Annotated in this window: 17 protein-coding genes; 4 read left to right on the top strand and 13 right to left on the bottom strand. The window is 72.1% G+C overall.

The window, feature by feature from the left end:
* Positions 1 to 113 precede the first annotated feature (113 nt).
* Positions 114 to 1,739, top strand: coding sequence for a protein kinase domain-containing protein (locus OG223_RS27310; RefSeq protein WP_329253884.1), 1,626 nt, complete (start codon positions 114 to 116; stop codon positions 1,737 to 1,739).
* Between the two features lie 76 nt (positions 1,740 to 1,815).
* Here OG223_RS27310 and OG223_RS27305 read toward each other — a convergent pair whose 3' ends face one another.
* Entirely contained in the window at positions 1,816 to 2,355 is a 540-nt protein-coding gene (locus OG223_RS27305; RefSeq protein ID WP_200686080.1) for a bacterial proteasome activator family protein, read from the bottom strand.
* Between the two features lie 162 nt (positions 2,356 to 2,517).
* Here OG223_RS27305 and OG223_RS27300 point away from each other — a divergent pair, with 162 nt between their 5' ends.
* Entirely contained in the window at positions 2,518 to 3,219 is a 702-nt protein-coding gene (locus OG223_RS27300; RefSeq protein ID WP_329253879.1) for a hypothetical protein, read from the top strand.
* Between the two features lie 12 nt (positions 3,220 to 3,231).
* On the opposite strand, the gene OG223_RS27295 is transcribed toward OG223_RS27300, so the two are convergent.
* From OG223_RS27295 to pdhA, 7 genes are all read right to left on the bottom strand, one after another.
* Entirely contained in the window at positions 3,232 to 4,212 is a 981-nt protein-coding gene (locus OG223_RS27295; protein WP_329253876.1) for an NAD(P)H-quinone oxidoreductase, read from the bottom strand.
* Between the two features lie 99 nt (positions 4,213 to 4,311).
* Positions 4,312 to 5,406 carry a potassium channel family protein gene (locus OG223_RS27290; protein ID WP_329253873.1) on the bottom strand — a complete coding sequence of 365 codons (1,095 nt, stop codon included), beginning with the start codon at positions 5,404 to 5,406 and terminating at the stop codon, positions 4,312 to 4,314.
* The gene (locus OG223_RS27285; RefSeq protein WP_329253870.1) at positions 5,403 to 6,785 is read right to left on the bottom strand and encodes a molybdopterin molybdotransferase MoeA; all 1,383 of its coding nucleotides are present in this window, start codon (positions 6,783 to 6,785) and stop codon (positions 5,403 to 5,405) included. The genes OG223_RS27290 and OG223_RS27285 overlap by 4 nt, the downstream gene beginning before the upstream one ends.
* The gene (locus OG223_RS27280) at positions 6,782 to 7,837 is read right to left on the bottom strand and encodes an NTP transferase domain-containing protein (protein WP_329265497.1); all 1,056 of its coding nucleotides are present in this window, start codon (positions 7,835 to 7,837) and stop codon (positions 6,782 to 6,784) included. Before OG223_RS27280 ends, OG223_RS27285 begins: the two co-directional genes overlap by 4 nt.
* 399 nt (positions 7,838 to 8,236) lie before the next feature.
* Positions 8,237 to 9,556, bottom strand: coding sequence for a dihydrolipoamide acetyltransferase family protein (locus OG223_RS27275; RefSeq protein WP_329253866.1), 1,320 nt, complete (start codon positions 9,554 to 9,556; stop codon positions 8,237 to 8,239).
* Complete coding sequence (locus OG223_RS27270; protein ID WP_329253863.1) at positions 9,556 to 10,560, bottom strand: alpha-ketoacid dehydrogenase subunit beta; 1,005 nt, start codon at positions 10,558 to 10,560, stop codon at positions 9,556 to 9,558. The genes OG223_RS27275 and OG223_RS27270 overlap by 1 nt, the downstream gene beginning before the upstream one ends.
* Positions 10,557 to 11,693, bottom strand: coding sequence for a pyruvate dehydrogenase (acetyl-transferring) E1 component subunit alpha (gene pdhA, locus OG223_RS27265; protein WP_329253860.1), 1,137 nt, complete (start codon positions 11,691 to 11,693; stop codon positions 10,557 to 10,559). Before pdhA ends, OG223_RS27270 begins: the two co-directional genes overlap by 4 nt.
* 189 nt (positions 11,694 to 11,882) lie before the next feature.
* On the opposite strand from pdhA, the gene OG223_RS27260 reads away from it, so the two are divergent.
* Positions 11,883 to 12,368: an Lrp/AsnC family transcriptional regulator gene (locus OG223_RS27260; RefSeq protein ID WP_329265495.1), complete on the top strand. Its 486-nt coding sequence runs from the start codon at positions 11,883 to 11,885 to the stop codon at positions 12,366 to 12,368.
* Positions 12,369 to 12,384: 16 nt separating this feature from the next.
* Here the strand turns inward: OG223_RS27260 and OG223_RS27255 are convergent, their stop codons facing one another.
* The gene (locus OG223_RS27255) at positions 12,385 to 12,975 is read right to left on the bottom strand and encodes a TetR/AcrR family transcriptional regulator (protein WP_329253857.1); all 591 of its coding nucleotides are present in this window, start codon (positions 12,973 to 12,975) and stop codon (positions 12,385 to 12,387) included.
* On the bottom strand, positions 12,972 to 14,486 hold the full coding sequence (locus OG223_RS27250; protein ID WP_329253853.1) for a 3-hydroxyacyl-CoA dehydrogenase: 1,515 nt from the start codon (positions 14,484 to 14,486) through the stop codon (positions 12,972 to 12,974). Before OG223_RS27250 ends, OG223_RS27255 begins: the two co-directional genes overlap by 4 nt.
* A gap of 172 nt (positions 14,487 to 14,658) precedes the next feature.
* Here OG223_RS27250 and paaN point away from each other — a divergent pair, with 172 nt between their 5' ends.
* Positions 14,659 to 16,350: a phenylacetic acid degradation protein PaaN gene (gene paaN, locus OG223_RS27245; RefSeq protein ID WP_329253850.1), complete on the top strand. Its 1,692-nt coding sequence runs from the start codon at positions 14,659 to 14,661 to the stop codon at positions 16,348 to 16,350.
* Between the two features lie 71 nt (positions 16,351 to 16,421).
* On the opposite strand, the gene OG223_RS27240 is transcribed toward paaN, so the two are convergent.
* Genes OG223_RS27240 through OG223_RS27230 form a run of 3 tightly spaced genes read right to left on the bottom strand, consistent with a single transcriptional unit; the run spans position 16,422 to position 19,218 of the window.
* Positions 16,422 to 17,165, bottom strand: a complete 744-nt coding sequence (locus OG223_RS27240) for a TrmH family RNA methyltransferase (RefSeq protein WP_329253847.1) — start codon at positions 17,163 to 17,165, stop codon at positions 16,422 to 16,424.
* The gene (locus OG223_RS27235; RefSeq protein WP_329253844.1) at positions 17,162 to 18,385 is read right to left on the bottom strand and encodes an HTTM domain-containing protein; all 1,224 of its coding nucleotides are present in this window, start codon (positions 18,383 to 18,385) and stop codon (positions 17,162 to 17,164) included. Before OG223_RS27235 ends, OG223_RS27240 begins: the two co-directional genes overlap by 4 nt.
* Positions 18,382 to 19,218: a DUF5819 family protein gene (locus OG223_RS27230; protein ID WP_329253840.1), complete on the bottom strand. Its 837-nt coding sequence runs from the start codon at positions 19,216 to 19,218 to the stop codon at positions 18,382 to 18,384. The genes OG223_RS27235 and OG223_RS27230 overlap by 4 nt, the downstream gene beginning before the upstream one ends.
* Between the last annotated feature and the right edge of the window lie 22 nt (positions 19,219 to 19,240).

The following is a 19,240-nucleotide window of genomic DNA, read 5'->3' as shown; positions in this document are numbered from 1 at the left end:
TCGCGTACGGTCACGGAACGGGCACCGCGCTTGACGTGTCAGTGCCCTCCGGCAGACTTGGCCGGGAATGGCACTTTCGATCACTGAGCCGGCGCCGATGGGGGACACGGAAGATGAGCCAGGACGGCCCACAGGACCGCTATGCGGGACGCGCACTGGCAGGTGGCCGCTATCAACTGCGTGATCTGCTCGGCGAGGGCGGCATGGCCTCGGTGCACCTGGCGTACGACTCGGTGCTCGACCGCCAGGTCGCGATCAAGACACTGCACACCGAACTCGGCCGGGAACAGGCCTTCCGCGAGCGCTTCCGCCGCGAGGCCCAGGCCGTGGCCAAGCTCACCCACACCAACATCGTCTCGGTCTTCGACACCGGCGAGGACGCCCTCGACGGCACGACGATGCCGTACATCGTCATGGAGTACGTCGAGGGCCGCCCGCTCGGCTCCGTGCTCGACGAGGACGTACGGCAGGTGGGCGCGATGCCCGCCGACAAGGCGCTGCGGATCACCGCGGACGTGCTGGCCGCGCTCGACATCAGTCACGAGATGGGCCTGGTGCACCGGGACATCAAGCCGGGCAACGTGATGATGACCAAGCGCGGGGTCATCAAGGTCATGGACTTCGGCATCGCCCGTGCCATGCAGTCCGGGGTCACCTCGATGACGCAGACCGGCATGGTCGTCGGCACCCCGCAGTACCTCTCGCCGGAGCAGGCGCTCGGCCGGGGCGTGGACGCGCGCAGCGACCTGTACTCGGTCGGCATCATGCTGTTCCAACTGGTCACCGGGCGGCTGCCGTTCGACGCGGACTCGCCGCTGGCCATCGCGTACGCGCATGTGCAGGAAGAGCCGGTCGCGCCCTCCTCGATCAACCGTTCCCTGCCGCCGGCCGTGGACGCGCTCGTCGCCCGCGCGCTGAAGAAGAACCCGAACGAGCGCTTCCCCAGCGCCGAAGCCATGCGCGACGAGTGTCTGCGGGTGGCGAACTCGCTGCACGCGGCGGCCCCGAGCATCGTCCCGGGCCCGCCCACGCCGAGCGGCGCCGGCGTCGGCTCCGCGGTGTTCCCGCCGGTCGACCAGGCGGCCCAGGCACCCAGCGGCCCCGTACAGACGCCGTACCAGCCGGGTCCCTACGGCGGCACCCCCGCGCCCGCGCCCGCGCCCTCACCTGCCTACGGCTATCCGCAGCAGGCCGGCTATCAGACGCCGGCCTCGGTCGGGTTCGGGCAGCAGGGCATCTCGACCCCGCCGCCGTACAACCTGGCGCCCTCGCCGGGGGGAGGCGGCGGCAAGAGCAACAGACCGGTGATCATCGGCTCGGCCGTCGTCGCCGTCCTCGCGGTCGGCGCCCTGATCGTCGCCCTGTCGCTGAACGGCGGCGGCTCCGACGACGCGAAGGGCGGCGACAGCAGCGCCAGTACGAGCACCTCGGCGACCGCGGTCGAGGGCCACCGCGACGGCGACACGTCGAAGACGATCGAGCCGACCGCGTGCACGGAGCCGGAGGAGTCGTACAACGACCCCAGCAAGATCCAGATCCCGGACTTCCAGTTCAAGTACATCGACTCGGTCAAGGCCTGCCTGCGGGCCGCGGGCTGGAAGGTGAAGGTCAAGTCCGAGAACGAGAGCACCTACGGCCAGGGCACGGTCATGGACCAGTTCCCGGCGGCCGGCACGGACGTGGACCCCAAGGAGATGCCCCAGATCCAGTTGGGTGTGTCGACGGGCAACCCGTCCTGACCCCGTGATCCTGACCCCGTGATGTGGAAGGGCCCGGCAGCAGTCGCTGCCGGGCCCGCTGGGCATGTGGGGGTGTCTACAGGTACGGGCCGCTCACGCGCCCGGCGCCCGGCTGCCCCTCCTCGGCGCCGTCACCGACACCCGGCGGCAGGGCCCGGCGCATCTGCTCCAACTGCGCCCGCGCGGCCATCTGCTGGGCGAACAGCGTGGTCTGGATCCCGTGGAAGAGTCCCTCCAGCCAGCCCACCAACTGGGCCTGCGAGATGCGCAGTTCCGCGTCGCTCGGCGTCACGTCGTCCGTGAACGGCAGCGACAGCCGCTCCAGCTCCTCCACCAGCTCGGGCGCCAGACCGTCCTCCAGCTCCTTCACGGAGCTGCGGTGGATCTCCTTGAGCCGAGCCCGGCTGGCTTCGTCGAGGGGAGCCGCACGCACCTCCTCGAGAAGCTGCTTGATCATGCTGCCGATCCGCATGACCTTGGCCGGCTGCTCCACCATCTCCGTCACCGGGATCTCGCGGGAGTCCTCGTCCCCGGTGCCACCGAGCGCCATCCCGTCCTGTCCCACGACCAGGATCTGAGGCTTCTCCGGTGACCTTTCGTTCCTCGGCATCTCCATGCCGCCATTCTCTCGCACTCGTACACCTCACCACCGTGGTGCCCCCCTCGTAAGGTGATCGACCTTTTCCACATGGCCGAACCCGGAGTGCCGGAGCGCCCACCCGATGTGACGCTGGTTCCGTCGATCTTGCCGCCTCGGCTTCGGGAGGGGGTCACGGACGTGACTCCATCGCTACGCACACCGCCCTCGCTACGCGCGACCGGACTACTGCTCGTCCTGAGCACGGGTGCGGTCGTGGGCCCTTACGGGGGTGTCCTGGCGTACGGCGCGGAGGTGGGGGGTGTGACGAGGGGTGCTTCGGGTGTGGTCGCCGTCAGGGACGATGCGGCTGCCTCCGCGTCTGGCCCCAGCTCCAGCCCCGGCCCCGGTTCCCGGCCCGGTCCCGGCCACCTCCCCACGCACGGCCGACCGGATCCGCATCCCCCGGCCCACGCACCCGGCCCCGCTGATGCCCTCGCCCCCGCGCCCGCCTCCCCCGATCCCTCCAGGGCCGGTAGCCGGGCGGGCGAAGGACGCGAACGGCCGGGCCGTACCGCGGAACCGACCGCCGAGGAGGACGAGGACGAAAGCGGCGGAGGAGACGGGGAGGAGAGTGGCGGCGACGAAACGGCCGGGCCGAAAGCCGACGGCAACGGCGACGCGAGCCGCGCGGACAGTCCCGCGCCCGCCGACTCCGCGTCTGCCCAGGAGGCGGCACCCGTGTCCTCCTCGCCGCCGCTCCGGCCCCTGCGCCAGACCGTCACCCACGCCGAGGACCCCGCCGAGCCCGTGCTGCGGATCCTGCCGCTGGGCAGCGGTCTGATCCTCATCGGGCTCGGCCTGGGGCTGGCCTTCATCGGTCTGCGGGTGCGCCGCGGCTAGGGCGTGCCCGGCCTACGGCGCGACGAGCAGCACCTTTCCGATGTGCCCGCTGTCCTCCAGCACCTGGTGCGCGGCCCCGGCCTCGCTCATCGGCAGCTCCCGGTCGACGACCGGCCGGATCTGACCGGCCTCGATCAGCGGCCACACATGCTCGCGTACGGCGGCGACGATGGCCGCCTTCTCGCCGAGCGGGCGGGCCCGCAGCGAGGTCGCGCTGATCGCGGCCCGCTTGCCGAGGAGGGCGGCGATGTTGAGTTCGGCCTTGATACCGCCCTGCAGCCCGATGATCGCGAGCCGCCCGTTGACCGCGAGGGCCTGGACGTTGCGGTCCAGGTACTTGGCGCCCATGTTGTCGAGGATGACGTCGGCGCCCGCACCGCCCGTGGCCTGCGCGATCTCGGCGACGAAGTCCTGCTCGCGATAGTTGATCAGGATGTCGGCGCCCAACTCGGCGCAGTAGTCGAGCTTCTCCTTCGTGCCGGCGGTGACGGCGACCTTCGCGCCGACGGCCTTGGCGAGCTGGATCGCCATGGTGCCGATGCCGCTGGAACCGCCGTGCACGAGGAGCGTCTCGGCGGGGCGGAGGTGGGCGACCATGAAGACGTTGGACCAGACCGTGCAGACCACCTCGGGCAGCGCCGCGGCCTGCTTCAGGTCCACGCCGGCGGGCACGGGCAGCAACTGCCCGGCCGGAACGGCGACCTTCTCGGCGTAGCCGCCGCCCGCGAGCAGCGCGCACACCTCGTCGCCGACCGACCAGCCGGAGACCCCGGGGCCGATCTCGGTGATCCGGCCCGAGCATTCGAGGCCGGGGTAGAGGGACGCGCCGGGCGGCGGGTTGTAGAAGCCCTGGCGTTGCATGATGTCGGCCCGGTTGACCGCGCTGGCCACCACCTCGACCAGTACCTCGCCCTCGCCGGCCACCGGATCCGGGACCTCGTCCCACACCAGCGCCTCGGGCCCACCAGGTTCGGAAATCGTGATCGCATGCATGAGCCCGACGCTACTCCTCGTCATACGGCCGACCGCCGAAGGCGGGTCACTGTCGACAGCGGCCGACGACGTGTCACTGCGGCAACGCCCGACGGGGTGTCACTGCGGCAACGGCCGGGTGTCCGGCGCGACCTGTGAACCCGGCGAGACCCGCACGATGGTGATGAGCCGGTCGGTGAGCTGAAGCGTCCCGATGGCCGGATCGTCGTAGCCGAGCACCCGGTGCCCGCGGACGACGCTCACCACCAGGTCGTCCGTGTCCCGCGGCGACTTGCCCACCTCGGCCTTTATGACCGGGCGTTCGGTCATGTCGAGCCCGCTGCCCTGCTGGATGAGGTCCTCCATGACCATGCCGGCGGCGGGGCTGAGCACGGACAGGCCGAGCAGCCGGCCGGCCGCGCTGGCGCTGGTGATGACGGCGTCGGCGCCGGACTGCTTGAGCAGCGGCGCGTTCTCCTCCTCGCGCACAGCGGCCACGATCTTCGCGCCCCGGTTGAGCTGCCGGGCCGTGAGAGTCACCAGCACAGCCGTGTCGTCGCGCTGTGTCGCGATGATGATCTGCCGGGCCTTCTGCACCTCGGCACGCTTCAGGACCTCGCTGCGGGTGGCGTCCCCGACGACCCCGACGTATCCGTCGGAGCTCGCGGCCTCGATCACCTTCGCGCTGGGGTCGACCACGACGACCTGTTCCTTCTTGAGCCCCGTCGCGCACACGGTCTGGATCGCGGACCGCCCCTTCGTGCCGAAGCCGACGACGACGGTGTGATCCCGCAAGGTGGACCTCCAGCGGTTGAGGCGCCATTCCTCCCGCGTGCGTTCGGTGAGGACTTCGAGGGTGGTGCCGACGAGGACGATCAGGAAGAACACCCGCAGGGGCGTGACGACGAGGATGTTGGTGAGTCGGGCGCCGTCGCTGACCGGGGTGATGTCGCCGTAGCCGGTGGTCGAGAGGGTGACCGTGGCGTAGTAGAAGGCGTCGAGGAAGTCGACCGAGCCGTCCGAGTTGTCGTTGTAGCCCTCGTGATCGGCATAGACGATCAACGCGGTCGCGACGAGCAGGAACAGGGCGATGGACAGCCGTTTGGCGACCTGCCGGAAGGGGTGCTCGACCACTTTCTTCGGGAGTTCCACCCGATGGGTCACGAGATGCTCGTCCGCCTGGCGGGCGATCGCATCATGGCCCGATTGTTTCACGTGAAACACACCCCGATCCCGGCGGCCGCCCAGGGCAGATCGATGAGTTCCGCCTGCTGCCCCTGGCGCGCACCACCGGGCGGTACGACCGCGAGCGCGTCGGCCGCCGCGATCCCGCGCAGCATGGCCGGGCCGTTGAAGTGCAGCGGAACGGCCCGGTCGCCGCGCAGAACGGCGGGGACGAGCCGGGTGTCGTACGGGTGCCCGTGCACCGCGTCCTGGAGAGGCAGCGCGTACGGCTCCGGGGCGGGGTGGGCCGACAGGGTCCGCAGCAGCGGCTCGGCGAGAGTGAGCAGGCCGGAGATCGCGGCCAACGGGTTGCCGGGCAGCCCGACGAGGTGCTGGTCGTCCTTGATGCGGGCCAGCAGCATGGGGTGGCCGGGGCGGACTTTCACGCCGTCCACCAGGAGTTCGGCACCGATGCTGCGCAGGGTGGGGTGGACGTGGTCGACCGGGCCGGAAGCGGTGCCGCCGGTGGTGACGACGAGGTCGGCGGCGCTTCCCGTGATGGCCTTGTGCAGCGCCTTCGCGTCGTCGCCGAGCCGACGGACCGCGGTGACCTCGGCACCGAGTGCGCGCAGCCAGGACGGCAGCATCGGGCCGAGCGCGTCCCGGATGAACCCGTCGTGGGGCAGCCCCTCGGTGAGCAACTCGTCGCCCAGGATGAGGACTTCGACCCGGGGGCGGGGTACGACGGTGAGCGTGTCGTAGCCGGCGGCCGCGGCGAGACCGAGCACCGCCGGGGTCACCAGGGTGCCGCCGGGCAGCAGATGGTCGCCGCTGCGGCACTCCTGGCCGCGCGGTCGGATGTCCTGGCCGTGTCCGACGTCCCGGGCCGCGTGGAGGCGGCCCTTGTCGTCGGTGCGGCCGTGTTCGCTGCGGATCACGGCGGTGGCGTCGGCGGGGACCCGGGCGCCGGTCGCGATCCGCACGGCCTCGCCGTCGCTCAACGGCTCGGGCTGCGCGTGCCCCGCGAGCACCCCGTCCTCGCGTACGGCCCAGGGGCCGGGCCCCGCGACCGCCCAGCCGTCCATCGCGGAGGTGTCGAACGAGGGCAGGTCGCTCAGCGCGACGAGCGGCGCGGCCAGGACCAGGCCGAGGGCGGAGTCGAGGAGCACGGAGACGGGAGCGCGGTGGCCACAGGAACGGGCGGCGCGGGCGGCGATCGCGCGGGCCTCGGGCCAGGGGGTGGCTCGGTGCCGGGACTCCGGTTTGCGGGGTGCGCCGGGGGTTGGGGGCGTGTCCTGCGGTGGGGGCGGGGGCTCGGCGGCGTCGCCGGTGCTGCCTGCGTTCACGAGGGCGAGTACCTCCTCGACGTCGAGATCCTCGACGTCCCGGGCGTGCTCGCCGGGGTGCGTGTGCGTGCCGCGGGCGGTCATGCGGTGGAGTCCGGGTGCGGGGTGGTGGACGGGGCGCCGGGGTTCGACCCGGGCGCGGCCTCCGGTGTGGCGCCGGGGATAGCGCCGGTCTCTGTCCGGGGCTTGGTGCCGGGGGAGGCGTCTGACTTCGCGCCGGGCGCGGATTTGGGAGCGGCCTCGAGCGCTGGATCGGACGTTGCGTCGGTGCCGGGGCCGGGCTTCGTCTCGGGGGCTGGCCCGGATGGGGCGTCGGGTGCGGCCCCGGAAGTCTCTTCGTCCGCCCAGCGCAGCGCGAGGGCCACGGCTTTGCGGGCGGCCTCGGCGACTGCTTCGGGTCCGCCCTTGCCCCGCGCCGCCGCGTAGCCGACCAGGAACGTGGTCAGCGGGGCGGCGGGCCTGGCCACTCCGTGGGCTGCGTCGCGGGCGAGGTCGAGCAGGATGCCGGTGTCGACGTCCAGGTCGATGCCCAGTTCGTCCTTGACTGCGGAAATCCATTCATCCAACACGTGCCCATGCTCCCTGATGCGTGCCCTGGCGGTGACGAGGTCGTCCCAGGTGTCGCAGTCGAAGGACGCGACGGGGTCGGGGACGCGGGTGAGATCGAGCGCGGCGGTCAGCCTGCGCAGGGGCAGCCCGGTGAGGCTGCCGTGCTCCTTGGCGAGTGCGGTCAGCTCCCGGCGGAGCGCCCGCGCGCGGTACGCGGCCACGAGCGGCTGGTCGCGTCCGTCGGCGTCGGTGAGCAGCGCTCCCTCGGCGCCGCTGCTTCGCAGAGCGGTCAACAGCCGCCGTACGGTCGCCACTTCGAGGAACGGCAGGTCGGCCGAGAGGACCACGACGGCGTCGGCGGTGGTGTGGCGCAGGCCGGCGTCGAGCGCGGCGACCGGGCCCGCGCCGGGCGGGTCTTCGCGCGCCCAGCGCACCGGCCGGGAGGTGGGCCGGGGGTCGGCAACCACGACCGTGGTCCGCGCATCGGCACAGGCACCGAGCACCCGGTCGAGCAGCGGCCGTCCCCCCACCCGCAGACCGGGTTTGTCGGCACCGCCGAGCCGCCGGGCGGCACCACCGGCCAGCACGATGGCGTCGTGGGAGGTGTCGGGGGCGGCAGCGGACGTGGCGTCGGGGTCGGCGGCGGGCGGGACGGCCAGTGCAGCGCTGGGGAACGCGCGGTGTGCGGCCCGGGAAGCGGCGGCCTCCGGCGCGGCGGGCGGGTCATCACGTGCGGCGCCGGGCGGGCCGTCGGCGGCGGCCTCGGGCAGAGCGGCCGGCGCCGCGCCGGGCAGGACGGCGTGCGTGACCGCAGGTGTGGCTTCCGGTGCCGCGCCGGTCATCTCACCGGGCAGGGCATCGGCGGCGCCCGGCGCGGAGCCGGTGGCACCCGGCGCGGGGCCGACGCCGTCGGGGGGCTCGTACGCGGTCACCCCCCGAGTATGCGTGCCGCCCTGATCACAGGGAACGTGTCCGCGCGGCCGTGATCATAGGATGCGCAACAGCACAGCCGGCTGTTCCACACAGTCCGCCACATACCGCAGGAAACCGCCCGCCGTACCGCCGTCGCACACCCGGTGGTCGAAGGTGAGCGAGAGCTGGACGACCTGCCGGACCGCCAACTCGCCCTCGTGCACCCAGGGTTTGGGGACGATACGGCCGACGCCGAGCATGGCCGCCTCGGGGTGGTTGATGATCGGCGTGGAACCGTCGACGCCGAACACCCCGTAGTTGTTGAGCGTGAAGGTGCCGCCGGTGAGGTCCCCGGGGGTCAGCGCGCCGGCCCGGGCCGCCTCGGTGAGCCGGGCGAACTCCGCGCTCAGCGCCTCCGCGCCCCGCGTGTGCGCGTCCCGTACGACGGGTACGACGAGCCCGCGTTCGGTCTGCGCGGCGAAGCCGAGGTGGATCCGGTCGAACCGGACGACCTCCCGCGCCTCCATGTCCACGCTGGAGTTGAGCTCGGGGAACCGGGTCAGCGCGGCCGTGCAGATCCGGGCGAGGAACGCCAGTACGGAGATCTTGGGCCCGGCGCCGGCGTTCATGGCCGCGCGGGCGCGCATCAGCTCCGTCGCGTCGGCGTCCACCCAGCAGGTCGCGTCGGGGATCTCCCGGCGACTGCGGGAGAGCTTGTCGGCCACGGCGCCCCGGATGCCGCGGAGGGGGGTGCGGGTGACTCCGTCAGAGGTGGCGACCGGGGTGGGGCTCGTGGCCGGGGAGAGGAGGGTCGCTTCCTGTGAGGTCGCTTCCTGGGCCGCCGCCGCGCGGAGCGCCTTCTCGACATCCGCCCGCAGGATCAGCCCGTCCCGCCCGGAACCCGTCAACTCCCGCAGTTCCAGGCCGTTCTCGCGCGCGAGCCGTCGTACGAGGGGCGAGATCACGGGTACGGGACCGTCGTCGCGACCGGCGGTCTCAGGGGCGGGGGTGTCCGCCACCGAGGTCACGACGTCCGCTGCCATCCGCCGTACTCGCCGCCGCCGAGCGGGAGGGGCTCCCGTGCCGTAGCCCACCAGCACGTTCCCCGAGCCCTCGGTCTCGGTGCCGGTTTCGACGTCGGAGGCAGGTGCCCCCACCGCGACCGTCAACAGCGGGGCGCCTACGGGCAGTTCGGCACCCTCCTCGCCGAAGCGGGCCGTGACGACGCCGCCGTAGGGGCAGGGGACCTCGACCATCGCCTTGGCCGTCTCGACCTCGACGACCGGCTGGTCGATGGCGACGACGTCGCCGACCTGGACCAGCCAGCGCACGATCTCCGCCTCGGTGAGGCCCTCGCCGAGGTCGGGGAGCTTGAACTCCAGTACCTGTGCCATCAGTTCTCCGCCTCCCACTGCAAGCGGCCGACGGCGTCCAGGATCCGGTCGACGCCGGGCAGGTGGTGCCGCTCCAGCATCGGCGGCGGATACGGGATGTCGAACCCGGCGACGCGCAGGACCGGCGCCTCCAGGTGGTGGAAGCAGCGCTCCGTGACCCGGGCCGCGATCTCGCCACCGGGGCCGCCGTATCCGCCCGACTCGTGCACGACGAGGGCGCGGCCGGTGCGCCGTACGGACGCGCACACCGTCTCGTCGTCGAAGGGCACCAGGGAGCGCAGGTCGACGACTTCGAGGTCCCAGCCCTCGGCGCGGGCCGCGTCGGCGGCTTCGAGGCAGACGGGGAGGGAGGGGCCGTAGGTGATGAGCGTGGCGCTGCGGCCGGGGCGGCGGACGACCGCGCGGCCGATCGGGTCGACGGGGGTCGGCTCGTCGGGGTTCCAGGTGTCCTTCGACCAGTACAGGCGCTTGGGCTCCAGGAAGACGACCGGGTCGTCGGAGGCGATGGCGGCGCGCAGCAGGCCGTAGGCGTCGGCGACCGTCGCGGGGGTGACGACGTGCAGGCCCGGGGTCGCCATGTAGTAGGCCTCGGAGGAATCGCTGTGGTGCTCGACTCCGCCGATGCCGCCGCCGTAGGGGACGCGGATCGTGATCGGGAGGGGCATGGCGCCGCGGGTGCGGTTGCGCATGCGGGAGACGTGGCTGATCAGTTGCTCGAACGCCGGGTAGGCGAAGGCGTCGAACTGCATCTCCACGACCGGGCGCAGGCCGTACATGGCCATGCCGACAGCCGTGCCGAGGATGCCGGCCTCGGCGAGGGGGGTGTCCGTGCAGCGGTCCTCGCCGAACTCCTTGGCGAGGCCGTCGGTGACCCGGAAGACGCCGCCGAGGGTGCCGACGTCCTCGCCCATGACGTGCACGGTGGGGTCGGCGGCCATGGCGTCGCGCAACGCGCGCGTGAGGGCCTGCGCCATGGTGGCTGGTTTGAGGGCGACGGTGGTCACGAGTGCGTCCCCTCCCGCTCGGCCGCGAGCTCGGCCGCCAACTGTTCGCGCTGTTCGCGCAGTTGGGGGGTGGGCTCGGCGTACACGTCGGCGAACAGGTCCATGGGGTCGAGCACCGGGTCCTGGTTCATGTGCGCGCGCAGCTCGGCCGCCATGGTCTCGGCGGCGTCGCGGGCGGCCTGGATGCCGGCCTCGTCGATGAGGCCGCGCTCGGTCAGCTCGTGCTCCAGGAGGGCGATCGGGTCGTGCGCGCGCCAGGCCTCGACCTCGGTCTCGCCCCGGTAGCGGGTCGCGTCGTCGGCGTTGGTGTGGGCCTCGATGCGGTACGTGATCGCCTCGACGAGCGTGGGACCGCCGCCCTCGCGCGCGTGCCGTACGGCGTCGCTGAGGACCTCGTGCACGGCGACCGCGTCGTTGCCGTCGACCAGGCGGCCGGGCATGCCGTAGCCGACGGCCTTGTGGGCCAGGGAGGGGGCCGCGGTCTGCTTGGCGAGGGGGACGGAGATCGCGAAGCCGTTGTTCTGGACCAGGAAGACGACCGGGGCCTGCCAGACGGCGGCGAAGTTCAGCGCCTCGTGGAAGTCGCCCTCGCTGGTGCCGCCGTCGCCGACCATGGCGAGCGCGACCACGTCGTCGCCCTTGAGGCGGGCCGCGTGGGCGAGGCCCACCGCGTGCGGCAGTTGGGTGGCGAGCGGGGTGCTCAGCGGGGCGATGCGGTGCTCGCGCGGGTCGTAGCCGGTGTGCCAGTCGCCGCGCAGCAGGGTGAGGGCCTGCACGGGGTCGAGGCCGCGGGCGACGGCGGCGAGGGTGTCGCGGTAGCTGGGGAAGAGCCAGTCCTGCTCCTGGAGGACCAGCGCGGCGGCGACCTCGCAGGCCTCCTGGCCGGTGGTGGAGGGGTACACCGCGAGCCGGCCCTGCTTGGTGAGGGCGGTGGCCTGCGCGTTGTACCGGCGGCCGCGCACCAGCTCGGCGTACAGCCTGCGCAGCAGCTCGGGGTCGGCCTGCGCGGCCGCCCCGGTGCCGAGCACGCGGTACGGCGCGGCGTCGGGCAGCAGGGGCGCGGGGTCCGTGCGCGGCTGCCAGGCGGGCGGCGGTGTGGGCCGGTACGCGCCCCGCTGCTCCATGACCGTCATGACGGCACCTCCTCGGGGGAGTGGCTCGGAGAGGCGCGTCGGACGTGCCGCGCCTCCCTACCGATTGTTCGGTCGTCGGCACATTTTGGCTACAGGCACCTCCAGGCTGTGGACAAACGGTTCTCCACAACCTGAAATGAACGCAGTACGTCCATGGCAGGGAGGCGGGGGGACATGGCACCTGAACAAATGGCCGAGGGCCCGGACGACAGCAGCGCCCTGCCGCCCCCGCGTCCGCTCGACGCCATCGACCAGGACATCCTGAAGATGCTCCAGACGGACGGCCGCGCGTCGATAAGGTCGGTCGCCGAACGGGTGCACGTCTCGCGCGCCAACGCCTACGCGCGGATCAACCGGCTCATCGAGGACGGCGTCATCCGCGGCTTCGGCGCCCGGGTCGACCATGAACGCGCGGGGCAGGGCACGTCGGCGTACATCACCCTGAAGATCGTGCAGAACTCCTGGCGCACGGTCCGCGAACAGCTCAGGCTCCTGCCGGGCGCCTCGCACATCGCGCAGGTGGGCGGCGACTTCGACGTGCTGCTCCTGGTGCACACCCTGGACAACCGGGCGCTGCGCGACCTGGTCCTCAACCGGCTCCAGGCGATCCCCGAGGTGCTCAGCACGCGCACGCTGCTGGTGTTCGAGGAGGAGGACCTGGAGCCCCAGGGCTGATCCGCCCCTGAGGGACTCAGTTCTGCGCGCGCAGCCCGGAGAACACCAACTGGGCCACCGCGTCGGTCACTTCGCGCTCGCCCATGCCCCGCCCGTCGGGCCGGTACCACTCCACGATGGAGTTGATCATCCCGAAGACGAGCCGGGTCGCGAGCCGTACCTCCACGTCGCCGCGCAGATCGCCGTCGGCCGCCGCGGCCTTCAGCAGCTCGGCCACCCGGTGGTCGAAGTCACGGCGCCGCTCCAGGGCCCACCGCTCGGCGTCGGTGTTGCCCCGCACCCGCAGCAGCAGCGTCACGTACGGCAGCTCGGAGGTCAGCACCTCGACCATCCGCCGTACGACGTACTCCAGCCGCTCGACGGCGCGCCCCACGCGTGCGTGCTCCTCGTCGAGGATCCCGAAGAGGCCGTCCAGGGCGCGGCTGACCGCGCGGCGCAGCAGCTCCTCCTTGCCGGTGACGTGGTGGTAGATCGACGACTTGGAGATACCGGCCGCCTTGGCGAGGTGCTCCATGGAGGTGCCGTCGTAGCCGCGCTCGATGAAGACCTGGACGGCGACGGAGAGCAGGCTCTCCGGGGTGTACGTGTCGCGCTTGGCGGTGGTCATGGGGTGCCCTCCCGCTTCTCGGTGGCGTACGCGTGGCGGTAGAGCGCGAGGGACGGCGCGTACCGTCCCGACGGGTCACGCAGGTGCAGGTCGTCCAGGAGGTCGTAGGCCCAACTGCGGCCGAGCCTGCGGCTCCATTCGAACGGACCCAGAGGGTAGTTGACACCCAGGCGCATCGCGGTGTCGATGTCCTCCTCGGTGGCGACGCCCTTGGCGACGGCGTCGTGCGCCAGGTCGACGATCCGGGCCACCGTGCGGGCGACGATCATCCCGGGGGCGTCCCCGATGAGGCTGACGTTCTTGCCGAGCGCCTGGAAGAGGCCGACCGCCTCGGTGAGGGTCTGGGAGGCGGTGTCCTGGGAGGCGGACAGGGCGATGCGGCCGGCCCTGCGGTAGTCGAGGGCGAGGTCGAAGTAGACGACGTCACGGAACTCGACGGAGGTCTGCCCGTCGGCGAGCGCCAGTTGACCGCCGCCGGGCAGCACCATGCGGGTGCCGTGGTCCTCTTCCTCCTCGCGGACGACGATGCCCGCCTCGCGGATCAGCGCGACCAGGTCGGCCGCGGGGCCCAGGTCGCCCTCGACGACGACGTACGCGGGCGCCTGGGCGGGTTCCGCGGTGTGCGGCTCGGGCTGCTCGGCGTCGTCCCCGTGGTCGTACCAGCCGTGCCCGGTCTTGCGGCCGAGGCGGCCGGACTCGACCAGCCGGCGCTGCGCGAGCGAGGGCGTGAAGCGCACGTCCTGGAAGAAGGCCTGCCACACGGAGTGCGTGACGGACTCGTTGACGTCCTGCCCGATGAGATCGGTCAGTTCGAAGGCGCCCATCTTGAAGCCGCCGGACTCCCGCAGGACCGCGTCGATGGTGACCGGGTCGGCGGCCTGTGCCTCGTAGACCGCGAAGGCCTCGGCGTAGAAGGGCCGGGCGATGCGGTTGACGATGAAGCCGGGGGTGTCGGCGCAGGCGACGGGGGTCTTGCCCCAGGCGCGGGACATCTCGTACGCGCGCGTGGCCGATGTGACGTCGGTGGCGAACCCGGAGACGACCTCGACGAGCGGCATCAGGGGCGCCGGGTTGAAGAAGTGCAGGCCGACGAAGCGGCCGGGGTTGCGCAGGGCGCCGCCGATGGCCGTCACCGACAGGGACGAGGTGTTGGTGGCGAGCAGACAGTCCTCGCCGACGATGTCCTCCAGGTCGCGCATCAACTGCTGTTTGACGTCCAGCCGCTCCAGGACGGCCTCGACGACCAGGGTGCAGTCCGCGAGGTCGGCGAGGGCCTCGGCGGGCAGCAGCCGGGCGTGTGCGGCGTCCCGGTCGGCGGCGGTGAGCCGGTCCTTCTCGACGAGCCGGTCGAGCCGGGCGCCGATGGCGGCGGTCGCTTCCGCGGCCCGTCCCGGGACGGCGTCGTACAGCCGTACGACGTGGCCCGCGGTCAGCGCGACCTGGGCGATGCCCTGGCCCATGGTGCCGGCGCCGACGACGGCCACGGGGCTGCTGAGGTCGAGTGCTGTCATGTGCGCGATCCTCCCGCACGGGGTTTTCCACAGATGCGGCGGACCCCCTTGTCCCGACCGATCGTTCGGTTACTCTAACTCTGACCGCCTGTTTCCGCCCCTGATCCTTCCCCTGTTCCTGCCCAGGTCATGAGCTCGCAGACGAGTTCTTGAAACGAGGAGTTGGTCCCGCATGGCCGCCGAACCGTCCGCACCCGAGCTGATCGCCCGGCACCGGCCGACACTCGACCAGGCGCTCGAAGCGATCCGCACGCGCGCGTACTGGTCCCCCCACCCCGAACACCCGAAGGCCTACGGCGAGCACGGCAGCCTGGACGCGGCGGCGGGCAAGGCCGCCTTCGACGCCCTCCTGGGCACCCGTCTCGACCTCGGCCAGCCCGGCACGGACGACTGGGTGGGCGGCGAAGTGTCGCCGTACGGCGTCGAGTTGGGCGTGACGTACCCGCACGCGGACCTCGACGTCCTGCTGCCGGCCATGCGCGCCGGGCAGCGGGCCTGGCGGGACGCGGGCGCGGAGACGCGTGCCGTGGTCAGCATCGAGATCCTCAAGCGGATCAGCGACCGGACGCACGAGTTCGCGCACGCGGTCATGCACACCAGCGGCCAGGCCTTCATGATGGCGTTCCAGGCGGGCGGCCCGCACGCGCAGGACCGCGGCCTGGAGGCGGTGGCGTACGCGTACGCGGAGCAGGTCCGCACCCCCGCCGTCGCGGAGTGGACCAAGCCCCAGGGCAAGCGCGACCCGCTCGTGATGAACAAGGAGTTCACGCCGGTCCCGCGCGGTACCGCCCTGGTCATCGGCTGCAACACCTTCCCGACGTGGAACGGCTATCCGGGCCTGTTCGCCTCCCTCGCCACCGGCAACGCGGTCCTGGTGAAGCCCCACCCGCGCGCGGTGCTGCCGCTCGCGCTCACCGTCCAGATCGCCCGTGAGGTCCTCACCGAGGCCGGCTTCGACCCGAACCTGGTGGCACTGGCCGCCGAGCGTCCCGGCGAGGGCATCGCCAAGACGCTGGCCACCCGCCCCGAGATCCGGATCATCGACTACACCGGGTCGACCGGCTTCGGCGACTGGCTGGAGGCCAACGCCCGCCAGGCGCAGGTCTACACGGAGAAGGCCGGCGTCAACACGGTGGTCGTCGAATCGACCGACGACTACAAGGGGATGCTGTCCAACCTGGCGTTCTCGCTGTCCCTTTACAGCGGCCAGATGTGCACCACCCCGCAGAACCTGCTGATCCCCCGCGACGGCATCACCACCGACCAGGGCCCCAAGTCCTACGACGAGGTCGTCGCCGATCTCGCCCGCTCCGTGGACGGTCTCCTGGGCGACGACGCCCGCGCGAACGGTCTCCTCGGCGCGCTGGTCAACCCGGACGTGAAGGCCCGTCTGGAGGCGGCTTCCGGCCTCGGGGAAGTCGCCCTCGCCTCACGGGAGATCGCCAACCCGGAGTTCCCGGACGCGGTCGTCCGCACGCCGGTGATCGTGAAGCTGGACGGGGCGAAGCCGGACGACGAGGCCGCGTACATGAGCGAGTGCTTCGGGCCGGTGTCCTTCGCCGTCGCGGTCGACTCGGCGTCGGACGCGGTGGAGCTGCTGCGGCGGACGGTGCGGGAGAAGGGGGCGATGACTGTCGGGGCGTACACGACTGACGCCGGGGTCGAGGCTGCGGTTGAGGAAGTCTGCCTGGAGGAGGCGGCGCAGTTGTCGCTGAACCTGACGGGCGGGGTGTTCGTCAATCAGACGGCGGCGTTCTCGGACTTCCACGGGTCTGGGGGTAACCCGGCGGCCAACGCTGCGCTGTGTGATGGGGCGTTTGTCGCGAACCGGTTCCGGGTTGTTGAGATTCGTCGGGACGCCTAGGAGCTCGGGGGGTGCGGTTGTCGTGCGACTAACGGTCCGTTGTGGCTTGTCGCGCAGTTCCCCGCGCCCCTTCAGGGCGCTCCAGTGCTCCAGTGGTACAAGGTCATCGCCACGCTCGTCGCCAGGTTGTAGCTGGAGACCTGGGGGCGCATCGGCAGGGACACCAAGTGGTCGGTGCGGGCGCGTAGTTCGGCCGACAGGCCGCTGCGTTCGGAGCCGAAGGCGAGGACGGCGTCGTCCGGAAGCTTCAGGGCCCGGATGTCGTCGCCCTCCGGATCGAGGGCGAACACCGGGCCGGGCGGCAGTTCGTCGACCGTCAGTCGCTCCACGGCGGTCGCGTAGTGCAGCCCCGCCCCGGCGCGCACGACCGTGGGATGCCAGGGGTCGAGCGTCCCGGTGGTGACCACACCGGTCGCCCCGAAACCGGCGGCGAGGCGGATCACGGCCCCGGCGTTGCCCAGGTTGCGCGGGTTGTCGAGGACGATCACCGGCGCGCTGCGGGGCGTGTGCGCGAGCTTCCGGAGATTGGCGTCACGCGCGGGGCGTATGGCCAGGGCGGCCACCGCGGTGGGATGCGGGCGCGGCACGAAGGACCGGTACGTGTCCTCCGGGACCTCCGTCAGCAGCGCGTCCAGGGTGTCCCGTACGTCGGGGGCCAGTTCGGCGGCGAGGGCGAGGGCCGCCCGCCGGTCCGTGGTGACCGCCACGGGGACCTCGGCCCCGAAGCGCAGCGCGTGCTTGAGGGCGTGGAATCCGTCGAGCAGCACGGCGGTCTCGGCGAGCCGGTGCCAGTCGGCCGCTGCGGGGTCGGTCATGCGGTGAAGCCTACGTGGCTGTGCTCGGGGTTCTCCGGGGCATGCGGCTCCCCCCGATCCCCGTCCGGCACCGGACGGCCGCCCCACGTGAACCACCGTCCACGCGCGCGTGCCGCCCATCCGCCGAGCCGGCGCAGGAACGACGTCGGCAGGAAGACCGCGTCCGTCGCGATCATCGCCAGAGAGAAGAACGGCAGCCCCAGGAGTACGGCGATCACGGCGTGCTCGGTCATCATCGCGGCCAGCAGGACGTTCTTGACGCGCCGGTTGAAGAGCGTGAACGGGAAGGCGACCTGCACGATCACGGTCCCGTAGGTCACGAGCATGACCATCGTGCCGCTGCCGGCCAGCAGGTCGGCGAGGGCGGGCCAGGGGGAGAAGTAGTCGAGGTGGAGCGGGTAGTAGACGGCGGTGCCGTCCTGCCAGCGGGAACCCTGGATCTTGTACCAGCCGGCCGTCGCGTAGATCAGACAGGCCTCGCACGCGATCACGAACAGGGCGCCGTTGTGGATCACGTTCGCGACGACGTCGAGCAGCACCCGGGGCTCGTACGACCTCGCGTACCGCCCGATCACCCACCACAGGGCCTGCGCCAGCCAGACGCCCCACAGCAGCGCGGGCACGAACCAGGCGCTGTCGAACCGGCCGGCCGCGGTCACCGCGACGAGCGCCGCGCCGAGCACGATCCACAGGACGGGTCCGACCCGGTCGGGAATCCGCTCCCCACGCGCGCGTGCGTCCCGCGTACGCAGGGCCCGGCGTGCGTCGAGGGACCAGACCTGGCCGCAGCGGGTGAACACCAGGTACAGGGACATCAGGTGCAGGACGTTGTCGCCGCCGTCGCCCATGAAGACACTGCGGTTCTGCAGGGAGAGCACGCCGACCATGAACAGCACGGACATCGTGCGGGTGCGCCAGCCGAGCAGCAGCAGGACGCTCGCCAGTACGGCCAGCGCGTACACCGTCTCGAACCAGAACTGCCCGTCCGACCACATCAGGGCCGTGAACGCGCCGTTGTCCGCGATCAGTTGGCGGGCGAGGTCCCAGCTCCACGGTCCGTCGGGGCCGTAGAGCTCCTGGCGGTGGGGCAGTTCGCGGAGCAGGAACAGCAGCCAGGTCCCGGCGAAGCCGATGCGGATCACGGCGCTCTGGTAGGGACCGAGGGCCGACTCGGTGACGCGGGCGATGCCTCGCGAGACCGCGAGGGAGAAACCGTTCACCGGACGCCTCCCGCGGCCTCGTCCGCCGGGACCGGCCACCAGGGCAGCAGGCGGTACTGGGGGGTGGTCGACACCTGCTCGTCACTCCACTCGGGCGGGGGCACGTTGGTGGTGCGGGAGCGGACCTGGACGCGCTGGACGACACCGCCCTGCCCGCCGGCCGCGTCGTCCCGGTCCAGGCGCAGCACGACGATGCGCCGCAGATACGTCTCCGCGAGCGTGCCACGCAGGCCGATCGGGCGGTTGGCGCTGTCGTGCGTGGCGGTAAGGAAGTCCCAGGCCCTGCGCAGCTCGTTCTGCTCGGTGTGGCTCGGCAGGAGATTGCCGTCGATGGCCGCGCCGTCCTCGGCCGACAGGTCGTACCAGCCGGTCGTACGGGTCGTGCCGTCCGCGGTACGGACATCGGCGCGCACCTGGACCTCGATGTTCTGCTGCAACGGGTTCGGCGCGAAGAGCTTCCAGTTCTGCTCGAACTCGGGATAGATCCACTCGTCGATCGCCTTGCCGTGCTGCTTCGTCACCGTGTTCGACGGCGCGACGTGCAGGAACACCATCCCGAGATGGACCAGCGCGGCCACCGCGACGACCGCGACCGCCAGCGCGGCACCGATCTGATAGCGCAGGGACAGCGCGGAGACTCCGATACGGGCGTCCGCGAGATCGTGGGGCGGGTGCGGCTGTGCCTGCGGCTCGGGCGGAGGTGGGTACGGGGGCTGCTGGGCGGGCACGTGCGGCCCTTCGGGGGCGGCTGGCGTGCGCGGGGGGCCCTCGACGGAGGGAGCAGGCGCCTGCTCCCCCTCGGGGGCGTTCGAGCCTCCGTCGTTCGCGTCCATTCCGCCCCGTTTCCGATTCCTG

This window comes from Streptomyces sp. NBC_01478 (assembly GCF_036227225.1).
Taxonomy (GTDB): domain Bacteria; phylum Actinomycetota; class Actinomycetes; order Streptomycetales; family Streptomycetaceae; genus Streptomyces.
This window is presented reverse-complemented; position numbering and strand designations above follow the sequence as displayed.

Excerpts from the sequence above, each read along its gene's own strand:
- OG223_RS27260 (WP_329265495.1), top strand. The coding sequence starts at position 11,883 with ATGGCCGAGGGCCCGGACGACAGCAGCGCCCTGCCGCCCCCGCGTCCG.
- OG223_RS27285 (WP_329253870.1), bottom strand. The coding sequence starts at position 6,785 with ATGACCGCCCGCGGCACGCACACGCACCCCGGCGAGCACGCCCGGGAC.
- OG223_RS27310 (WP_329253884.1), top strand. The coding sequence starts at position 114 with ATGAGCCAGGACGGCCCACAGGACCGCTATGCGGGACGCGCACTGGCA.
- OG223_RS27305 (WP_200686080.1), bottom strand. The coding sequence starts at position 2,355 with ATGGAGATGCCGAGGAACGAAAGGTCACCGGAGAAGCCTCAGATCCTG.
- OG223_RS27240 (WP_329253847.1), bottom strand. The coding sequence starts at position 17,165 with ATGACCGACCCCGCAGCGGCCGACTGGCACCGGCTCGCCGAGACCGCC.
- OG223_RS27275 (WP_329253866.1), bottom strand. The coding sequence starts at position 9,556 with ATGGCACAGGTACTGGAGTTCAAGCTCCCCGACCTCGGCGAGGGCCTC.
- OG223_RS27295 (WP_329253876.1), bottom strand. The coding sequence starts at position 4,212 with ATGCATGCGATCACGATTTCCGAACCTGGTGGGCCCGAGGCGCTGGTG.
- paaN (WP_329253850.1), top strand. The coding sequence starts at position 14,659 with ATGGCCGCCGAACCGTCCGCACCCGAGCTGATCGCCCGGCACCGGCCG.
- OG223_RS27250 (WP_329253853.1), bottom strand. The coding sequence starts at position 14,486 with ATGACAGCACTCGACCTCAGCAGCCCCGTGGCCGTCGTCGGCGCCGGC.
- OG223_RS27255 (WP_329253857.1), bottom strand. The coding sequence starts at position 12,975 with ATGACCACCGCCAAGCGCGACACGTACACCCCGGAGAGCCTGCTCTCC.
- OG223_RS27230 (WP_329253840.1), bottom strand. The coding sequence starts at position 19,218 with ATGGACGCGAACGACGGAGGCTCGAACGCCCCCGAGGGGGAGCAGGCG.
- pdhA (WP_329253860.1), bottom strand. The coding sequence starts at position 11,693 with ATGACGGTCATGGAGCAGCGGGGCGCGTACCGGCCCACACCGCCGCCC.